Genomic DNA, 19337 nt, shown 5'->3' with positions numbered 1-19337 from the left:
TCCGCAGCTGCTTAGGAGCCGCGATATTGCCTGCGAAGCGGCGCCGATTCAAGTGTCTTGAGTGACAAATCGTCAACTTCGGGCAAATGGGCCGCAAGTGCGTCGATTCGCCGAACGGTCGAGGCAGCACCGCCATCGCGTCGGCGCCGCCCTGGCCGTCCATGTAACTTTTCGTAAGGATATCTTGCGTAGTGTTGCTGGCCGGGGCGGACGGCGTGACGGCCGACGGGCGGCGACGCCCGTCGTGGCGCGGGCCATACCACTTGCGCGTAAAGAATTGTAAGCTGCCGGTTTGTGGTGAATAAATCTAGCGAATCTGCCAAGATTCGGTGTTACGATTCAAAAACACGCCGAGCTCAGGCGATGCTTCCGACAGAGAAGCGATTCCGCGTTTCAATACAAGGAGACAAGCAATGAAGCTGCACAGGACCCTAGGCCATGCACTGCTGTTGACGTTGTTGTCCGCCGGCGCCGCCCGCGCCGGCAATCTGCTCATCGAAAGTTGGCGGGTCGACGACAAGGCCCTGTGGGAGACGGTGCTGATTCCCGCCTTCGAAAAAACCCATCCCGGCATCAAGGTCAAGTTCTCGCCGACCGCGCCGACCGAATACGATTCCTCCTTGGCGGCGCGGCTGGCCGGCGGCACAGCCGGCGACCTGATGGCCTGCCGTCCCTTCGACGTGTCGTTGGCGCTGTACAAGAAGGGCCATTTGGACAAGCTCGACGGCAAGCCGGGCATGCAGAACTTCCCCAACATCGCCTTGCTGGCCTGGCAGACCGACGACGCCAGGGACACCTTCTGCATGCCGATCGCCTCGGTGATCCACGGCTTCCTCTACAATAAAAAAATCTTCAAGCAGCTGAACCTGCAGCCGCCCAAGACCGAGGCGGAGTTCTTCAACGTGCTCGACGCGATCAAAAAAACCGGCAACATCGCGCCCTTGGCGCTGGGCACGGCCGACCAGTGGGAGTCCAGCCAGATCGTCTTCACCAGCATCGGGCCGAACTACTGGCACGGCGAGGACGGCCGCATGTCGCTGATCGCCGGCAAGGCCAAGTTCACCGACCCGGCCTTCGTCGGCGCGCTGGAGTACGAGGCCAAGCTGGGCAGCTATCTGGCCAAGGGCGCCAGCGCGCAGACCTACGGCGACAGCCAGAACCAGTTCGCGCTGGGGCGGGCGGCGATTTATCCGGCCGGCTCCTGGGACATCTCCTACTTCAACCAGACTTCCGGCCTGGAGCTGGGCGCCTTTCCGCCGCCGGTCAAGCGCGCCACGGACAAGTGCTACATCTCCGACCACATGGACATCGGCATGGGCGTCAACACGCGCTCGAAGAACAAGGCCGACGCCTACACCTTCCTGAGCTGGGTCGGCTCGGCCGAGTTCGCCGACATCTACACCAACCGCGTCACCGGTTTTTTCTCGCTGTCCAAGCATCCGGTCAAGGTACGCGATCCGCTGGCCAAGCAGATGGTCGACTGGCGCGCCACCTGCGCCTCGACCATCCGGGTCAATTCGCAGGTACTCAACCGGGGCCAGCCGAGCATGGAAAACGAGCTGTGGAACATCAACGCCCAGGTGTTGAACGGCAAGCTGGCGCCGAAGGACGCGGCGGCCAAGCTGCAAAACGGATTTGCCAAGTGGTATAAGCCACCGCAATAAAGAAAACGCCTCCTCCTCCTCGGCGTTTGTTGTGCCGGCGTCGCCCAGGCGCCGGCATTTTTTTACCCCACCCCGATCCGCCACGGTCGGGGTCTGACCCCGTGGGGTCAGCCCCCTGGCTTGCGGGGCAAGGGCCGGCATCACGCCGGTCGCTGTACGAGCGTTTTTTTTGGGAGATTCCTGTGCAACCTGCCGACCACAACATCGGCCGCTGGCAACTGGCGGCCTTCCTGGCGCCGGCCGTGCTGATCTATGCGCTGTTCAGCGCGCTGCCGCTGGTCGACACGCTGCGCCAGGGCTTCTTCAGCAGCGACGACGCCGGCCGCCAGACCTTCGCCGGCCTGGCCAATTTCCGCACCGTGTTGTTCGACGCCGATTGGTCGGCCGCGTTCTGGAACGCGATGCGCAACAACCTGCTGTTCTTCGCCATCCACATGTTGCTGCAAAATCCCATCGGCCTGCTGCTGGCCACCTTGTTCAGCTTGAAGGGGCTGCGCGGCGCGCGCACCTACCGCACCTTGATTTTTCTGCCGACCTTGTTGTCGGTGGTGATCATCGGCTTCATCTGGCAATTGATTCTGTCGCCGCTGTGGGGCGTCGGCGAGCGCCTGTTGGGCACGGTGGGCGCGGCCGGCCTGTTCCAACCGTGGCTGGGGCAGGAGGGCTCGGCGCTGGCGACGCTGGCGCTGATTTCGGTGTGGCAGTACATCGGCATTCCGACCATGCTGATTTACGCGGCGTTGCTGGCGGTGCCGGAGGAGATCGTCGAGGCGGCCCACGTCGAGGGCGCCGGCGCGCTGCGCATCTTTTGGGACATCAAGCTGCCGCTGATTTATCCAACCTTGGGGCTGGTGACCATCCTGACCTTCGTCGCCAACTTCAACGCCTTCGACCTGATCTATTCCGTCAAGGGCGCGCTGGCCGGCCCCAACTACGCCTCCGACATCCTCGGCACCTTGTTCTACCGCACCTTCTTCGGCTACCAGGCCCAGGTCGGCAACGCCAATATGGGCGCGGCGGTGGCCACGCTGATGTTCCTGGCGATACTATTCGGCGTCGGCGCCTACTTCGTTGGCGTGCAGCGGCGGCTGAGCCGCTACGCGCTGTGAGGCGGGCGGCATGAACACTTCGTCCGAGTCCACGCTGCTGCGGCCCGATCCGGGCCGGCTGGCCGTGCATCTGGTGCTGCTGGCATACACCGCGCTGGCGCTGTTCCCCATCGCGCTGATCCTGATCAATTCGCTCAAGTCGCGCGCCGCCATCTTCGACGATCCACTGGCGCTGCCCAGCGCGGCCACGCTGTCGCTGGTGGGTTTTCAAAAGGTGCTGTCGGCGACCAACTTCCTTCTGTTCTACGGCAATAGCCTGGTGGTCACCCTGGGTTCGCTGCTGCTGATCGTGCTGTTCGGGGCGATGGCGGCCTGGGCCTTGTCGGAATACTCCTTCCGTGGCAACCGTCTGCTGGCGCTGTTCCTGGCGCTGGGCATCATGATTCCCATCCGCCTGGGCACGGTGTCGATTCTGGAACTGATGGTCGCGCTGAACTTGACCAACACCTTGCTGGCGCTGGTGCTGGTGTACACCGCACAAGGCTTGCCGCTGGCGGTGATGATACTCACCGAGTTCATGCGCCAGGTGCCGGGCGAGTTGAAGGACGCGGCGCGCTGCGACGGCGTCGGCGAGTTCAAAATTTTCTTCCAGGTGATCCTGCCGTTGATCCGGCCGGCCATCGCCACCGTCGCCGTGTTCACCATGATCCCGGCCTGGAACGACCTGTGGTTCCCGCTGATCCTGGCGCCGTCCGAGCACACGCAGACCGTCACCTTGGGCGTGCAGCAGTTCATCGGCCAGTACGCGACGGACTGGAATTCGGTGCTGGCGGCCTTGTCGCTGGCGGTGCTGCCGATGCTGTTGATGTACGCGATCTTTTCGCGCCAGCTGATCCGTGGCCTGACGGCCGGCGCGGTCAAGTAATCCAAGGGCAAGTGCAAAACAAAGGAAGGCAAGATGGCTAGTGTGAGTCTGAGGCAATTGCGTAAATCGTATGACGGCAAGACCGACGTGTTGGCCGGCATCGATCTGGACATCGGCCACGGCGAGTTCGTCGTGCTGGTCGGGCCTTCGGGCTGCGGCAAGTCGACCCTGCTGCGCATGCTGTGCGGCCTGGAGCGGATCAGCGGCGGCAGCATGTTGATCGACGGGCGCGAGGTCAACCATCTGCCGCCGGCCGAGCGCGGCATCGCCATGGTGTTCCAGAGCTACGCGCTGTATCCGCACATGACGGTGTTCAAGAACATGGCCTTCGGCTTGAAGGTGGCGGGCGAGGGCAAGGCCGCCATCGCGGCGCGGGTGCAGAAGGCGGCGGAGATCTTGAAAATCGGCCATTTGCTGGAGCGGCTGCCGCGCGAGTTGTCCGGCGGCCAGCGGCAGCGCGTGGCGATCGGCCGCGCCATCGTGCGCGAGCCGCAATTGTTCCTGTTCGACGAGCCCTTGTCCAACCTGGACGCGGCCTTGCGCGTGCAGACCCGGCTGGAGATCGCCAAGCTGCAGCGCCAGCTGGGCGCCACCACAGTGTATGTGACCCACGACCAGGTCGAGGCGATGACCTTGGGCGACAAGATCGTCGTCATGCACGAGGGCAGGGTGCAGCAGGCCGGCTCGCCGCTGGAGTTGTACCAGCAGCCGGCGAACCGTTTCGTGGCCGGCTTCATCGGCGCGCCGACGATGAATTTTTTCGCCGGCAAGGTGGTCGAGGCGGCGGCGGACGGCGTGTTGGTGGCGCTGGAGCAGGGCGGCCAGGTGCGCGCGCTGGTGGACGGCAGCGGCCTGCGCGCCGGCGACGCGGTCAGCCTGGGCCTGCGTGCCGAGCATGCGGTGGCGGACGGCCAGGCGTCGGAACGCTTCGCCGGCACGGTCAGCGTGGTCGAGCATTTGGGCGAGACCAACTACGTCTACCTGACCATGGCCGACGGCCAGGACGTGGTGATACGCAGCGACGCCAATCTGGCGCTGCGGCTGGGCCAGCCACTGGCCTTCGCCGCCGACAGCCAGGCCTTCCACCTGTTCGACGCGGACGGCCGCGCCGCCCGCCGCCTGCGTCCCGGCAACATGGTGGCGACCAGCCGCGAGGGCTAAGCCCGGCTTACAGCATCGGCAAGCGCAGCATGTCGACGATCTTGCGGATCAGCAGCTTGCGGTTCTTGGTGTAGGGCGGGAAGAACAGCTTGATCAGCATCAGCGGCGAGGCGCGCAGCACGCCGCGCTCGTGCGAGAAGGTCTTGAAGCCATACTCGCCGTGGGCGTTGCCGATGCCCGAATTGTTGACGCCGCCGAAGGGCAGGTTGCCGTGGGCAAAGTGGGCGACGCAGTGGTTGACGCAGGCTCCACCCGAGCTGGTCTGTTGCAGCACCTGGTCGATATGCGCCTGGCGCTTGCTCCATACATACAGGGCCAGCGGCTTGGGCCCGGCGTTGATGGTGGCGATCACCTCGTCCAAGGACTCGTAGGCGATGATCGGCAACAGCGGGCCGAAAATCTCCTCCTGCATGATCGCCGCGCCGGGCGGGATCTGCTCGAGCAGGGTGGGGGCGATGTAGCATTGCTGCTGGTCCACCTCGCCGCCGCAGCGCAGGACGGCGCCGCGCGCCAGCGCGTCGCTGAGCAGCCCGGCGACGCGCTGGGTGTGGCGGCCGTTGACGATGCGGGTCAGGTCGGGGCTGCCCTTCTGCTCGGCCGCGCTGGCGCCGTAGCGCGCCGCCAGCACGCTGTTGCAGGCGGCGACGAAGGCCTCCTTGACCGAGGCGTGGACGTAGACGTGGTCGGGCGCCACGCAGGTCTGGCCGTTGTTGAGGAACTTGCCCCACATGATGGTTTCCGCCGCCAGGCCCAGGTTGGCGCTCTGGTCGACGATGGTCGGCGACTTGCCGCCCAGCTCCAAAGTCACGCTGGTCAAATGGCGCGCGGCGGCGGCCATCACCAGCTTGCCGACGTTGGGCGAGCCGGTGAAGAAGATGTGGTCGAAAGGCAGTTCGAGCAGGGCCTGCGAGGTCGGCTGGCTGCCCTGGAACAAGGCCACCTCGTCCGGCGGGAAGACGGCGGCGATGATCTCGGCCAGCACGGCCGACACAGCCGGCGTCATCTCCGACGGTTTGATGATGACCGTGTTGCCGGCCGCCAGGGCCGACACCAGCGGGCCGAAGCACAGGCTCAGCGGATAGTTCCACGGCGCGACGATCAGCACGCGGCCGCGCGGCTGGTACTGCACCGAGGCGTAGGTGCCCAGCATGGTGGTGGTCGGCCAGTGGCGGCGCGGCTTCATCCAGCGCTTCAGCGCGCCCAGCACCTGGCGGATCTCCTCCATCACCGGCAGCAGCTCGGAGGCCTCGACCTCGGCCGGCGGCTTGTGGTAGTCCTGGGCGAAGGCGGCGTACAGCGCCTCGCGCCGCGCCATCATGGCGTCGCGCAGACGCTTGACGCGGGCGATGCGCTCGGCCGCGCTGGAGCCGCGCCAGCGCAGCGCGGTGGCGCGCTGGGCGGCGAAGGCTTGCTGGATCAGGCGCGGATCGGCCTCGCCGTCGCTATGTAAATGCAAGGCTGGCACCGCCTGTTGTTGTTCGTTCATAAAGCTCGTCCCCCGTATTGGATCAGCTAGCCTAGCACGAGTGCCCGTGCTATTTTTACATGATTGCTCTAATTCGCACGGCGCCGCCCGTCCGGCGCCAATGGCTATTGACATAGTCGTTGCGATGGCCGCTGCGGTGGCGTTTGTGCTGGCGCAATGCCGGCCGGCTTAACGGTTGAGTAGGCGGACTGGTCTGCTTTAATGAACGGTGGGTCGTATCAATCGGACAAGGAGACGCACATGAAATTCGCAAAAACCGCCCTGGGGGTTGCCGTCGCAACGCTGGTCGCGCTGGCGCCGGCGCTGGTGCGCACGCAGGAGGCGCCGGCCGCCAAGCCGGGCAAGCCGTCGAGCTACAGCCCGGTGGTGATCCGCGAGGACTTCGCCGTCACGCTGGCGCGCATGAAGGCGGCGCGCGCCGGCCTGATGCGGCGCCAGCAGGACTTGCTGGCCGAGCGCTACGACCTGGCCGACCGGCCCAGCGGCGCGACCATGTTCCGTGGCAAGCCGGTGCAGGGCGGCGTGCGCGTGCGCCTGCCGCGCGGCGTGACGTGGGAGCAGCTGGCGGCGCTGACGCCCGAGCAGGTGCGCGAGCGCGACCTGTTTCCCGGCGGTTTGCTGCCGTTGCCGCATCCGCACCAGGCCGAGGGCGGCATGCTGTTCCCCCACTTCGAGATCGAGGAGATCAAGCGGCAGGAGGGCCGCGATTTGACCCGCTTCGATTTGGACTTCGACCTGCCCGACCATTTCCTGCCGGAGTTCCCGGCGCCGATCTTCCTGACCACGCGGCCCGACCTGGGCGACGTGTCGAAGGGCAAGCTGCTGAGCATCGACAACTACTACGAGATGTTCAACGGCGTGCTCAACCCCAAGCAGATCGAGGGCCTGCGTCTGCTGCTGACGCCGTTCCCGCAGCAGCAGTTCAACCAGACCGAGGACAGGCGCAGCGAGCGGCCCAGCCGTGGCGTGGCCTGCTTCGACTGCCACGCCAACGGCCACAGCAACGGCGCCACCCACCTGGTGGGCGACATCCGGCCGCAGGAGTTCCGCCACCGCATCGAGACGCCGAGCCTGCGCGGCGTCAACATCCAGCGCCTGTTCGGCTCGCAAAGGGCGCTCAAGTCGGTCGAGGACTTCACCGAGTTCGAGCAGCGCGCCGCCTACTTCGACGGTGATCCGGTGATCGCCACCAAGAAGGGCGTCAACATCTTGGAACGCGGCAGCCAGGTGCATTTCATGGCCGAGGTGCAGGAGATATTGGACTTTCCGCCGGCGCCCAAGCTGACGGTGATGGGCAAGCTCGACCCGAAGAAGGCCAGCGAGAGCGAGCTGCGCGGCCAGACCGTGTTCTTCGGCAAGGGCCAGTGCTTCACCTGCCACGCGCCGCCCTACTACACGGACAATTTGATGCACAACCTGAAGGCCGAGCGCTTTTACAAGCCGCGCCTGATCAACGGCATCATGGCCTCGTTCGACGGGCCGATCAAGACCTTCCCGCTGCGCGGCATCAAGGAGTCGCCGCCGTATCTGCACGACGGCCGCCTGTTGACGCTGGAGGACACGGTGGAGTTCTTCAACCTGATCCTGGAAACCAAGTTGAGCGACAAAGAAAAAGGCGACCTGGTCGCCTTTATGCGCACGCTGTAGCGTGACTTTGTCGACGGCGGCGCGGCAAGGGCCGCGCCGCCGTCGCCGATCCAGCGATCAGTAGGTGTAGAACATGCGCTGGATTTCCTTGCTGTTGCTGGTCTTGGTCAGCGCCAGCATCAGCAGGATGCGGGCCTTCTGCGGGTTCAGCGTGTCGGCGGCGACGAAGTCGAGTTCGTCGTCGTTGGCTTCGCCGTTGCGCGCCACGATGCCCTGGCCGACGCGGCTGGCGCGGACGATCATGGTGCCCTGTTTGCGCGCCGCGCTCAGCGATGGCACGACCTTGTGGGCCAGGCTGCCGTCGCCGACGCCGGCGTGGACGATGCCCTTGGCGCCAGCGGCGATGAAGGCGTTCAGCGCGGCGGGCCCATGTTGGCGTAGCCGTAGACGATATCCACTTGCGGCAGGGATTGCAGGTTACTGATATCGAATTCGGTATCGGTGGTGTGCTTGCGGCTGGACACGTGGTAGAAGTAGGGCTTGTTGCCCTGGATGTAGCCGAGCATGCCCAGTTCGGTGGTCTTGAAGCTGTCCGGGGTCGAGGTGTTGGTTTTCGACACGTCGCGGGCGGCGTGGATCTGGTCGTTCATGGCGACCAGCACGCCCTTGCCGACGGCGTCGGGGCTGGCGGCCAGCAGCACGGCGTTGTACAGGTTCAGCGGGCCGTCGGCCGACAGGGCGGTGGACGGGCGCATGGCGCCGACCAGCACGACCGGCTTCTTGCTCTTGACCACCAGGTCGAGGAAGTAGGCGGTCTCTTCCAGCGTGTCGGTGCCGTGGGTGATGACGATGCCGTCGACGTTGCTCTGCGCCAGCAGGGCGTTGACGCGCTTGGCCAGGGTCAGCCAATGCTCGTTGCTCATGTTCTCGCTGGCGATCTGGAACACTTGCTCACCCGTCACATTGGCCACCTTGGCCAGTTCCGGCACGGCCTGGATCAAGCGCTCGACGCCCACCGTGGCGGCGGTGTAGCCGATGGTGGTGGTGCTGCTGGCACCGGTGCCGGCGATGGTGCCGCCGGTGGCCAGGATGGTGACGTTGCCCAGCTTGGGCGCGGCGGCCTCGGCGCGGACGTTGCTCGTGAACAGCACGAACATGGTGGCCACGACCGTGAAGAATTGTGCGGGTTTATGGTGCAGCATGCGATCTCCTTGTTAAACTTTGGGTAAGGATGGTAACAAATCTACGCCGGGGCCGGGCTGCCGGCGCGAAAAAAGCACGGCGCGTGCACATTTTTTGTGGCTTTTGCGGCACCCCCGGCTCAGTTGCGTGCGCGTCCGCGCCACCGCGCGTGGAGCGAGTAAAATATTGCGTGATCGGCTACAATTGCATTTGAGTATCACAATGGTCGTCAAGGCAATATTGCCGGGCGGCGCACCGGGCCGGACGGGGCCCCGTTTCACCTTTTTTTGAAAGATTGTATGAACAAAGGAATTGCGTTGCTGCTGGCGGCGGTCATTTCCTGTGGCGTGGTGGGCTGCGGCAAGTCGGCGGCACAAAAGCAGCGCGACGAGGCGGCCACCCTGACCAGCCTGGGCGAGAAGTATGTGAAGGAAAAAGTGCTGGAACCGGCCTCGGCCCAGTTCCGCAACCAGTTCATCGGCAAGAAGGGCGCGCCCTGCGGCGAGGTCAACGCCAAGGACGCCTTCGGCGCCTACATCGGTTTCCAGCGCTACATCTCGGTGGCGCGCGACCTGACCCTGCTGGCGCAGGACGTGGCGCCGGCCGAGTTCGAGGCGTCCTGGGCACAGCTGTGCCGCTGAACGCCGCCGGCGCCCATGCCTAATCGCTGACCTCGAAGGTGGCCGGATCGAGCGCGTCCAGCGTGGTGGGCTTGGCGCCGGCGGCTCGGCCGGCGCCGCCGGCCTGCGCCTCCAGCCGGGCGCGCACCTGGGCCAGGTAGTCGGCGCGGCAGCGGCGCAGCACGAAGTCGCGGAAGTTGCTCTGCTCGATGTCGCGCCAGGCCTGGCTGCGGCCGGCGTCGGAGCGCAGCAGGGCCTCGCCGTGGTGGCTGTCGGTCACGCTGGCGTCGGCCGCCGTCATCAGGGTGTAGCCGTAGCGCAGCATGTCGTCGCGCGTCAGCGTTTCGATGACGCGGATCTCCTCGCCGGACAATTGCTGCTTGAACTTGTCGGCGTGGGCGGCGATCGGCGCGAAGCAGTTCGACGACCACAGCGCCGACAACTGGGCGATCTGCTGCGCCTCGACCGAGCTGCCGACGTCGAGCATCTGCGGCAGGAAGTCGATCCCCATGAAGTCGCACAGGGTGCGCAGCGTGGCCTCCTGGTTGGACAGGAAATCCTCGTAGCGGATGGTCAGCACGCGGCGCGGATAATGGCGCATCACGGCGTCGGCGGCGCGGTGGGCGGCCAGCCAGGTGCGGGTGTTGAGCAGGGTGTCGAAGTCGTGGATGATGGCGCGGTTCATCGACGCCACCTGGGCGCGCGGGTCGCGCACCACGTTGACGAACAGCATGTCCGGCAGCAGGCGCATCAGCTCGTCGGCGTAGTGCACGCTGTCGAGCGACTTGTCCATCACCACGCGGGCGCCCTGGCGCTCGCCGGCGCGCAACAGCAATTCCCACACCACCCGGTGCACGCTGCGCGGCTGGTGGCGGATGGCCTCGAAGATCTCGACCGGGTCGAACACCACCTGCTGCCACTTGACCATGCTGACCGCCTGCAGGCCGACCACGTCGACCACCAGGCGGAAGTAGGCGCGGTCGTCCTGCAGGTCGCCGTACAGCGGCAGCATCGGCATCAGGTCGACGATGTGCAGCGGGTAGGGCGAGTAGAACTGCGGCGACAAGTTCAGCCGCAGGCGCAGGGCGTGGCTGCCGCAGCGGCGCAGCGGGATCATCATTACCGGATGCGGCCGCTGCTTGTCGGCGGGGGCGGGGTGGTCGGTGTTGCTCATCATGGTCTCCTGGTCGTACCTGTCACAAAAAAATTCTCGGTTCAACAACTACAACGCCAGCCAGCCGAGCAGGGCGGCGGCGGCCACCACCCAGGCGGCGTCGACGCGCCAGCGCAGCAGGGCCAGCAGGGCGGCGCCGCCCAGCGCCAGCGACAGCCAGCCGGGCGCGGCCATGCGGCCGATGGTGACGGCGGCGCCGAACACCATGCCGGCCAGGGCGGCGCGCACGCCGGCCAGCGCGGCCTGCGCCGGCGCCGAGCGGCGCAGCCGCTCGACCATGCCGCTGGCGGCCAGCATCAGCGCCGCGCTGGGGATGAACATGCCGGCGCTGGCGGCGGCCGCGCCGGCCAGGCCGGCCACCTTCAGGCCGACGAAGGCGGAGCTGATCATCACCGGGCCGGGGCTGAGCTGGGTCAGGGCGAGGCCGTCGACGAACTCGCGCTGGCTGAGCCAGCCGTAGCCGTCGACCACGGTGTGTTGCAGCAGCGGGATGAAGACGTAGCCGCCGCCGAAGGTCAGCAGGCTCATGCCGGCGAAGGCGCACAGCAAGGTGAACAGGATGGCGCTGTGGGCCGCCAGCAGGGCCAGCGCCGCCGCCGGCAGGCCCAGCGCGGCCAGCGCGGCGGCGGCGCGGCGCGCCGAGCGGCGCGCGCGCGCGCCGTTGGGCGCCGGGCCGGCGCCGGCCGCCGGTCCTCCGCTCGCCGCCGCTTCGTTCGGCGGCGCGGCGCCCGCGCCCGCGTCTTGCGCAGCCGGCGCCGGACGCGGATATTTCCAGCCGGTCCAGGCCGCCGCCGCCAGCACCAGCAGCGTGCTCGGCAGGCCCGGCAGCGCCGTCAGCAGCGCCGCCGCGCCGAGCGCCAGCGCGCCCTGGCGCCAGTCGCGCACGGCGCCGCGCCAGAGCCGCCAGGCCGAGGCCAGCACCACGGCGGTGATGGCCGGGGTGACGCCGAGGAAGACGGTGCGCACGGCGTCCATGCTGCCGTAGCGGAAGTACAGCGTGCCCAGCGCGCAGATCCAGACGAAGGCCGGCAGCACCGCGCCGAGCACGCAAACCACGGCGCCGGCCACGCCGCGCAGGCGGTAGCCGACATAGGCGACGACGTTGATGGCGACCGGGCCGGGCATCAGCGAGGCCAGGGCCAGGCCGTCGAGCAGGCCCTCGGCGCTGAGCAGGCGGCGCTTGTCGACCACCATTTGCTGGGTCACGGCGACCATCGCCATGAAGCCGCCGACGCTGCTGCAGCCGATGCGCAGGAACAGCAGGGCCAGCGTGGCCAGCGAAACGGCCGGCACGGGGGCGGGCGCGACCGGCTCTTCCGTGCCGACCGACCGGGCCGGCGCGGCCGGCGGCGCCAGGCGCAGCTTCTCGCTAATGCCCATGGTGTTGCTCGGGCAGGGCGAAGTAGCGGCGGAACCGTTCGATGAAGCGTTCCACCTCGGCGGCCGGCAGGTGGTTGATGCCGGCGGCGGCGCGGCGTCCGCCGCCGCCGGGGAACTGTTCGCACAGGCCGTGGGCGCTGCGCTCGGCCGGCGCGCCGGAGCGCACGCTGACGACATAGTGGCCGTCGGCGTGGCAGCTGAGGATGGCGAAGGAGGCGGCGCCGCCGCCCGCCGCCAGTTGGTTGGCCAGCACGCCGCTGACCCGGCGCGCCCATGGCGCCGCCGGCAGCACGTACACGGCGCCGCCGGGCCGCTGCCAGTGCGGCCGCAGGCCGTGCAGGCGGGCGCAGTCGGCCTGGTAGCCGTCCAGCAGCAGGGCGTGGCAGGGGCTGTCGGCGATGAAGGCGAGCGGGTCGGCGTAGGCGCTGACGGCGCGGTACAGCTGCTCGGGACAGATGTGCAGGTCGGCCACGCAGTCGCCGTAGGCGTTGTAGTTGAGCACCTGGCCGAGCTGTTCGAGCGCGGCGGTGGCGGCGCCGTCCAGGCCGGCGCGGGCGGCCAGCGCGCGCGCCGGCGCCGCCAGGTTGTCGCCGAAGGCGGCCGCCACCGCCCAGGGGCGGTAGCGGCCGTCGAGGTAGCGGTCGACCAGGATGCTGGTGCAGCAGTCCGGGCAGTCGTCCCAGAACAGGCGCAGGCCGGGGTGGGCGAAGGCCTGCGCGGCGGCGTGGTGGTCGAAGTAGTCGACGCTGGCGCCGGCCGCGAGCAGGCGGCGCAGCGGCGCGGCGTTGCTGTCGAGCGAGATGTCGAGCACCAGCAGCTCGGCGCCGGCGCAGTCGCGCTCGGCCAGGCGCGCCGCGACGCGCTCGAGCAGGGCGATGTCGCGCTTGACACCGGTGACCAGCTCGGTGTCGGCCGGCGCGGCCAGGCGCAGCTGGTGCAGCGCGCAGATGCCGTCGGCGTCGCCGTTGAAGACGTCGATGCGGCGCGTCGGCGTCGGCCGGCCGCTGGGGGCGACGTCGCGGCCCATGGTCTAGTTGCGGCGCTGCGCCAGGTATTGGAACAGCTGGCGGCTGGCTTGTTGCAGCGTCAGGCAGTCGGTGTCGAGCACCAGGGCCGGATAGAGCGGCACCTCGTAGGGCGCCGAGACGCCGGTGAACTCGGGGATCAGGCCGGCGCGGGCCTTGGCGTACAGGCCCTTGGGGTCGCGCTCCTCGCACACCTGGCAGGGCGTGCTGACGTAGGTCTCGATGAAGTTGTCCTCGCCGATGATGGCGCAGGCCATGGCGCGGTCCTGCCGCAGCGGCGAGATGAAGGCGGCGATGACGATCAGGCCGGCGTCGTTCATCAGCCGCGCCACCTCGGCGCTGCGGCGGATGTTCTCCTGGCGGTCCTGCGGCGAGAAGCCGAGGTCGCGGTTGAGGTGGTGGCGCAGGTTGTCGCCGTCGAGCACGTAGGCGGCGCGGCCGGCGTCGACCAGCATCTTCTCCAGTTCGCAGGCCAGGGTCGACTTGCCGGCCCCGCTCAGGCCGGTCAGCCAGACGGTGGCGCCGCGCTGGCCGTTCTGGCGGTTGCGCGCCGCCGCCGACACCTTGCCGGTGTGCCAGAAGATGTTCGGTGCGCTGGGCGCGGCCGGCACTTCCTGGTCCGGCAATGCCGGGCTCGGCGGGTTCTGGGCCGGCGTCTCGCGGTACTTGAGCGTGCTCATGCTTCTCCCTTGCGGCGCCGTTGCGGCGCCGTTTGCTTGCTGGTGGTGGTGGTGGTGGTGGCGGGCGCGGCGGCCGGCTTAGAACTCTTCCCACTCGGCGTCGGACGGCGCCGTCGGGCGCCGTGCTCCCCCCTCGCCGGACAGGGCCGGCTGGCGCCGCGCGGCGGGCGCGGCCACGGCCGGCCGGGCCGGCGCGCGCGCGGGGCGGGCCTCGGCGCGCGGCGCCGGGCGCGGCTGGGCCAGCGCCGCCGGCTGCGCCAGCAGCGCGCGGCCGGACTGGCTCTCGATGCGGAACACGCTGACCACCTCGGTCAGGCTGTTGGCCTGGTCCTGCAGCGCCTGGGCGGCGGCGGCGGCCTCCTCGACCAGGGCGGCGTTCTGCTGGGTCACCGTGTCCATCTGGGTGACGGCGATGTTGATCTGCTCGATGCCGGACGACTGCTCGGCGCTGGCCGACATGATCTCGGACATGATCTCGGTGACGCGGCGCACGCTGTCGACCACCTCGTGCATGGTCGAGCCGGCCTGTTCGACCAGCTTGTTGCCGGCCTCGACCTTGTCGACCGAGTCGCCGATCAGGGTCTTGATCTCCTTGGCGGCGGCGGCGCTGCGCTGGGCCAGGTTGCGCACCTCGGTGGCGACCACGGCGAAGCCGCGGCCCTGCTCGCCGGCGCGCGCCGCCTCGACGGCGGCGTTGAGCGCCAAAATATTCGTCTGGAAGGCGATGCCGTCGATGACGCCGATGATGTCGACGATCTTGCGCGCCGAGACGTCGATGGCGGCCATGGTGTCGACCACCTGGGCCACCACGGCGCCGCCCTTGAGCGCCACGTCCGAGGCGGACACGGCCAGGCCGTTGGCCTGGCGCGCGCTGTCCGAGTTCAGCCGCACCGTCGAGGTCAGCTCCTCCATCGACGAGGCGGTCTGCTCGAGCGTGCTGGCCTGCTGCTCGGTGCGGGCCGACAGGTCCATGTTGCCGGAGGCGATCTGGCCGGCGGCGGTGGCGATGGTGTCGGTGCTGACGTGCACCTGGCTGACGATCAGCGCCAGGCTGTCGCGCATCGAGGCCATGGCGAACAGCAGGCTGTGCTCGTCGCCGGGTTTGGTGGCTATGCGCGTGGCCAGGTTGCCGGCGGCGATCTGGCCGGCGATGGCGGCCGCCTCGCCGGGCTCGCAGCCCAGTTCGCGCACGATGCCGCGGGTGATCAGCGTGGCGGCGACGGCGCTGGCCAGCAGGGCCAGCGAGCCGATGATCAGCATCAGCGAGCGGGCGCCGGCGTAGGCCTCGGCGGCGGCGGCGGTGCCGTCGGCGTTCTGCTTGTCCTCGACCTCGCGCAGCTGGCGCAGCAGCTCCCACCATTTCTTCTGCACCGGGCGGAACTCGAAGCGCAGCACCTGGTAGGCCTCGTCCTGCTTGCCCTCGAGCGCCAGGCCGGCGGCGCGCGCGGTGAACGGCGCGGCCAGCAGGGCCTGCTGTTTGATCTGTTCGAGCAGGTTCTTCTCCTCCACCGAGGTGCCGGGCAGGCTGCCGAACATCCGGCCCAGCTGCTCCTGCGCGGTGTTGTATTTCTTCTCTTGTTCGGCCAGGCGCTTGACCTCGATCTGCACCTCGTTGGCCTCCTTGAGCAGGATCAGGTTGCGCAGCGCCAGCGCGCGCTCGGTGACGGTCAGGTCCATCGTGCCGGCCAGCCGGGTTTCGACGTCGTTGACCTTGGTGATCTCGTCCATGCGGTCCTGGAGCTGGCTCATGCTCGACAAGCCCAGGCCGATCACCACCATCAGCAGCAGGGCCACCAGACCGAAGCCGATGGCGAGCCGGGATGCGACGCTCATGTTCTGCAGTTTCATACTTACCTCCGTGGGGCGCGATGGCCAGGGCGGCCTCGGCCGCCCCCGCCGCCCGGGAAGGGTCCGGGGCGGCGCCACTGCGCAGTTCAGATGAACAAAAACACTTCGCGAAAAGAAATGTCTGTTTGGATAGTAGTAGATTGAATGCGTCAGATTGTATTCAATAGTCACACCGGCGACGCTCGCCGCAGAGCCTGCTATGACGAGGTGTGACTTGCAGAATGGCAGTGTTGCTGCGCGGCATCATCGAGCCGCGCCGGACGGCGCCGCGGGCGCCGCCGGCCAAGCCGGGGATGGTTCAACCGAGCTTGTTGTCGGCCTTGCCACGGGCGCACAGGCCGAGCAGGCCGAGGCCGATCGACAGCATCAGGAAGCCGGCCGGTTCGGGCACCGGCGCCGTCACCAGGTTCAGGTTGCCGGCGTAGGAGCCGCCACGGCCGGCCAGCGCGGTGGCGCCGCTGACGCTGAAGCCGTAGTTGCCGGCGACCAGGGGATCGGCCGGATAGAACTCGATCGCCGCGCCGCCGTTGAAGACCGACAGCAGGTTGGTGCGGCTGTTGTCCAGGTTGACGCGGAAGAAGGTGATGTCGCTGATGCCGTAGTTGGCCAGGCGGTTCGGATTGATCCAGGTCTTGCCGACGGCCGCCGTGCCGCTGGCCCAGCCCATCAGCTCGGGGTCGACGGCGAACAGGAACTCGTCGACATAGCTGCCGGGGCCGGCGTGCAGGGCCGAGAAGGTGGCGTTGCCGGCCGCGTCGAACACCAGCGGGTCGGCGTGGGCGGCGCCGGCCAGCAGGCCGCCGGCCAGCAGCAGGGCGGCGAGGGGGGAGAGGTGGAGGTGCTTCATGTTGTTGCTCCTTGTATGCGAGAAGATGGTTCAAGCGGAGGACGACGCCGGTCGGCGCACAACAGGGTGGGCGCGGGGCCCGCCGTCAGGCGTTGCAAAATGGATTGTTTTCCAACCTTGCCAATGTATCAGTTGCTGCAAAAAAAACAACCCGGCGCCGCCGCCGGGTTGTGCTGTCGCAACGCTAGCGTGGCGCTAGTCAGCTGTGGAGGGGGGCGCTGGCGAGTCGGCCGGCGGCGCTCACGCCGCCAGCGCGGCCTCGTCACCGTCGCCGGGGGCGCGCGGCCGGACCTCGACGAGGATCCTCTCCAGGCCGGCGCGGGTGGCCATTTTGAGGTCGTACGCCTGTTGTAGGTTGAGCCAGGACTGTGGCTCGCCGCCGAAGTAGCGCGCCAGGCGTAGCGCGGTGTCGGCGCTGACGCCGCGTTTTTCGTTGACGATGTCGTTGATGCGCGCCGGCGTCACATGCAACGCCTTGGACAGCGCGTGCGGCGTCATCGCCAGCGGCGCCAGGAATTCCTCGCGCAGAATCTCGCCGGGATGGATCGGACGCATTTGGTTCTCTGCCATGGTGCTCTCCTTAGCCTCGCTAGTGGTAGTCGACGATTTCGACGTCTTCGGGACCCGCCGAGGTCCAGACGAAGCAGATTCTGAACTGATTGTTAATCCGGATGCTGTACTGTCCTTTGCGATCGGCGCCGAGTGCCTCCAAGTGGTTGCCTGGCGGCGTGCGCAAGAAATCGAGGCTGGCGGCGCTATCGAGCAGTTGAAGCTTGCGTTCGGCCGTGGAGCGGACGTTCGCGAATTTTCCGACCTTGCCACCGGCATACAGCGCCTTCGTATCTTTGCAACGGAAGGAACGGATGGTCATATTGTATATCGATTATCGATAAACGGAAGGTTGAGATTAGGAGTGGGATTTCCCGCGATCTGGAGTGTTTGATAGTAGAGAAACATTGTCGTGCCGGGATCGCCATTCAGACGGAACGGCGGTGACTTCGAGTTAGGGACAGGGGACACGCATGCCGCCATGCCCCATATTGCCAAGCCCGGTCAGCACCGTGGGTGGAAGTAGGCCGAGTGCGAACACGAACGCGAGGCCGGCGAGTTGCAACACCGTGGCGGCGCACGCGTAAGCCATGTTGGTGTGCCGAATATTGAAGGCGGCGAGCGGTAACGCGGCGATCAATATAACGCCAGGAAATATCCAAGCGAGCGGAAGATCGTCCAAGTCCTGGCATGGGCCTTCGTAAAACAGGTAGAGCGGCGTCGGTAGCAGCAACAGGATGGCGCCAATGATTAACGTAGGGAGTGTCAGTAGCGAGAAGTTGATGCGCGATCGCAAGCGGGCCGCTATGGCACGCACGGCCAGAGCGACGATAAGGATCGCGGTGCCCATGGCAAGATTGATCAACAGGGTTTGCTTGTCCATAACCACGTGCGCCCATGAGGTGATAGTTTCTTCCTTGGTGACTGCTGGAGGTAAGCGCCAAGCATAATGCCACCGGCAGGCCGACGAATTGAGGCATGGCAAAGCGACGACTGCCTTTTGCGCGGCACCATACCGCCCCCGCCCGCTAGCGCAGCGCCTTGCTGTGGCGGGTGGCGTTGCGGATCGCCGCCGGCTGGCCGGGCGGGCGGCCGAAGGCCTCCATGCCGCGCTCGTAGCCGTAGAGCCACTGCTGCTCCATGGTGGCGACGAACTCGTCGTAGCTGTGCGGCATGTCGAGCTGGATGCGGTTGTGGCGCCACACCAGCTTCTTCTGCACCGGCTCGCCGGCCAGCGCGCGCGACACGTCGGAGGTGTCGATGCGCACCTCGGCGCGCTGGCCGTTGACGTAGCGCAGGCGCTGGTTGCCGTCCAGGCCCAGCACGGCGCGCCAGGCCGGGATGGCGAAGGTCTGGTCGAAGGCCTCCTTGAACTCCATCATCACCTCCTCGGCCAGGTGGCGCGCCAGCTCGATGGGGAACAGGTCGAGCACGCCGCCGATGTAGTGGTGGCCGGCGTAGCGCTGGCAGCGGAAGTAGATCATGTCGGCGATCGAGACGCGCGCCGCCTCGCCCAGCGGCGCCGTGCTGTCGGTCAGCAGGGCGCGGGCGACGGCGTGCTGGCCCCAGCGCGGGTCGCTCAGCGGCGCCTCCAGGCCGTGCAGCAGCGCGGCCGCGCGCGGCGGACAGAACACCGTCTCGGCGAACAGCTTGCGCCGGCCGCGCGGCCGGCCCACCTCGGCCGGCTCGAACAGCAGGCGGCCGGCGATCACGCCGACGTCGACCGCCGGCACCGCCGGCTCGGGCGGGAAGGGCAGTTGGCGCGGCATCTCGAACAGGTAGTCGCCGAACAGGTCGGGGATGGTCGGGGCGCGGCCGGGGTTGAGCTTGCGCTGGGCGGCGCGCAGCAGCGTGCCGACCAGACCGGTGTGGCGGGCCGACTTGAGCCCGCTCCAGAAGCGGTACATTTGCGGCGAGCTGAGCCAGGCGCGCCGCTGCGCGTCGTCGGGCAGGTTGCGGATGATGGTGGCGGCGATGGCGCTGCCGCAGCTGGCCAGCAGGATGTCGGGGGCGCGGCCGGCCTGGCAGGCCGCCGCGTACATGCCCAGATAGATGCCGAAACGCGCGCCGCCGCCGGCCATCACCATGCAGCGCTGGTATTTGTGTGCTTGAATCATCCTGACAACATACCACAGGCGGACCGGCGCGCCGGCCGATGTT

The 19337-nt window shown here is 67.7% G+C and carries 17 protein-coding genes and 1 pseudogene; 6 read left to right on the top strand and 12 right to left on the bottom strand.

Translation table 11 applies throughout. The features are described from left to right. The first annotated feature begins 413 nt into the window (after window positions 1-413). The 4 genes from QC826_RS17995 (at window position 414) to QC826_RS17980 (ending at window position 4799) form a co-directional block, all read left to right on the top strand. Entirely contained in the window at window positions 414-1664 is a 1251-nt protein-coding gene (locus QC826_RS17995) for an ABC transporter substrate-binding protein (RefSeq protein WP_279761827.1), read from the top strand. Window positions 1665-1846: 182 nt separating this feature from the next. Continuing rightward, complete coding sequence (locus tag QC826_RS17990; protein WP_279761826.1) at window positions 1847-2773, top strand: carbohydrate ABC transporter permease; 927 nt, start codon at window positions 1847-1849, stop codon at window positions 2771-2773. 10 nt (window positions 2774-2783) lie between these two features. Next, complete coding sequence (locus tag QC826_RS17985) at window positions 2784-3638, top strand: carbohydrate ABC transporter permease (RefSeq protein WP_279761825.1); 855 nt, start codon at window positions 2784-2786, stop codon at window positions 3636-3638. 33 nt (window positions 3639-3671) lie between these two features. Continuing rightward, complete coding sequence (locus QC826_RS17980; RefSeq protein WP_279761824.1) at window positions 3672-4799, top strand: ABC transporter ATP-binding protein; 1128 nt, start codon at window positions 3672-3674, stop codon at window positions 4797-4799. A gap of 7 nt (window positions 4800-4806) precedes the next feature. Here the strand turns inward: QC826_RS17980 and QC826_RS17975 are convergent, their stop codons facing one another. Continuing rightward, a complete protein-coding gene (locus QC826_RS17975; RefSeq protein ID WP_279761823.1) occupies window positions 4807-6285 on the bottom strand; it encodes an aldehyde dehydrogenase family protein in 1479 nt (492 codons plus the stop codon). Between the two features lie 240 nt (window positions 6286-6525). Here QC826_RS17975 and QC826_RS17970 point away from each other — a divergent pair, with 240 nt between their 5' ends. Continuing rightward, complete coding sequence (locus QC826_RS17970; protein ID WP_279761822.1) at window positions 6526-7932, top strand: hypothetical protein; 1407 nt, start codon at window positions 6526-6528, stop codon at window positions 7930-7932. Between the two features lie 57 nt (window positions 7933-7989). Here the strand turns inward: QC826_RS17970 and QC826_RS17965 are convergent. Then, window positions 7990-9029, bottom strand: a pseudogene (locus tag QC826_RS17965) (type II asparaginase). A gap of 324 nt (window positions 9030-9353) precedes the next feature. On the opposite strand from QC826_RS17965, the gene QC826_RS17960 reads away from it, so the two are divergent. After that, on the top strand, window positions 9354-9695 hold the full coding sequence (locus QC826_RS17960) for a hypothetical protein (RefSeq protein ID WP_279761821.1): 342 nt from the start codon (window positions 9354-9356) through the stop codon (window positions 9693-9695). Window positions 9696-9714: 19 nt separating this feature from the next. Here QC826_RS17960 and QC826_RS17955 read toward each other — a convergent pair whose 3' ends face one another. From QC826_RS17955 to QC826_RS17910, 10 genes are all read right to left on the bottom strand, one after another. Further along, window positions 9715-10851: a sulfotransferase family protein gene (locus tag QC826_RS17955; protein WP_279761820.1), complete on the bottom strand. Its 1137-nt coding sequence runs from the start codon at window positions 10849-10851 to the stop codon at window positions 9715-9717. Between the two features lie 45 nt (window positions 10852-10896). Next, a complete protein-coding gene (chrA, locus tag QC826_RS17950) occupies window positions 10897-12228 on the bottom strand; it encodes a chromate efflux transporter (protein ID WP_279761819.1) in 1332 nt (443 codons plus the stop codon). Next, window positions 12218-13255 carry a hypothetical protein gene (locus QC826_RS17945; protein ID WP_279761818.1) on the bottom strand — a complete coding sequence of 346 codons (1038 nt, stop codon included), beginning with the start codon at window positions 13253-13255 and terminating at the stop codon, window positions 12218-12220. Before QC826_RS17945 ends, chrA begins: the two co-directional genes overlap by 11 nt. Before the next feature lie 3 nt (window positions 13256-13258). Continuing rightward, a complete protein-coding gene (cysC, locus tag QC826_RS17940) occupies window positions 13259-13933 on the bottom strand; it encodes an adenylyl-sulfate kinase (protein WP_279761817.1) in 675 nt (224 codons plus the stop codon). A gap of 78 nt (window positions 13934-14011) precedes the next feature. After that, window positions 14012-15781 carry a methyl-accepting chemotaxis protein gene (locus QC826_RS17935; protein WP_279761816.1) on the bottom strand — a complete coding sequence of 590 codons (1770 nt, stop codon included), beginning with the start codon at window positions 15779-15781 and terminating at the stop codon, window positions 14012-14014. 298 nt (window positions 15782-16079) lie between these two features. Then, entirely contained in the window at window positions 16080-16628 is a 549-nt protein-coding gene (locus QC826_RS17930) for an FxDxF family PEP-CTERM protein (protein ID WP_279761815.1), read from the bottom strand. 240 nt (window positions 16629-16868) lie between these two features. Further along, complete coding sequence (locus QC826_RS17925; protein ID WP_093388625.1) at window positions 16869-17198, bottom strand: HigA family addiction module antitoxin; 330 nt, start codon at window positions 17196-17198, stop codon at window positions 16869-16871. 19 nt (window positions 17199-17217) lie between these two features. Next, complete coding sequence (locus QC826_RS17920; protein ID WP_279761814.1) at window positions 17218-17499, bottom strand: type II toxin-antitoxin system RelE/ParE family toxin; 282 nt, start codon at window positions 17497-17499, stop codon at window positions 17218-17220. Window positions 17500-17631: 132 nt separating this feature from the next. Further along, the gene (locus tag QC826_RS17915) at window positions 17632-18060 is read right to left on the bottom strand and encodes a hypothetical protein (RefSeq protein WP_279761813.1); all 429 of its coding nucleotides are present in this window, start codon (window positions 18058-18060) and stop codon (window positions 17632-17634) included. A gap of 145 nt (window positions 18061-18205) precedes the next feature. Next, a complete protein-coding gene (locus QC826_RS17910; protein ID WP_279761812.1) occupies window positions 18206-19294 on the bottom strand; it encodes a hypothetical protein in 1089 nt (362 codons plus the stop codon). Window positions 19295-19337 lie beyond the last annotated feature (43 nt).

The organism is Rugamonas sp. DEMB1 (genome assembly GCF_029834475.1).
In the GTDB taxonomy this organism is placed as follows: Bacteria; Pseudomonadota; Gammaproteobacteria; order Burkholderiales; family Burkholderiaceae_D; genus Rugamonas; species Rugamonas rubra.
The sequence above is the reverse complement of the archived record's forward strand: the minus strand, read 5'-3'. Positions and strand labels throughout refer to the sequence as shown.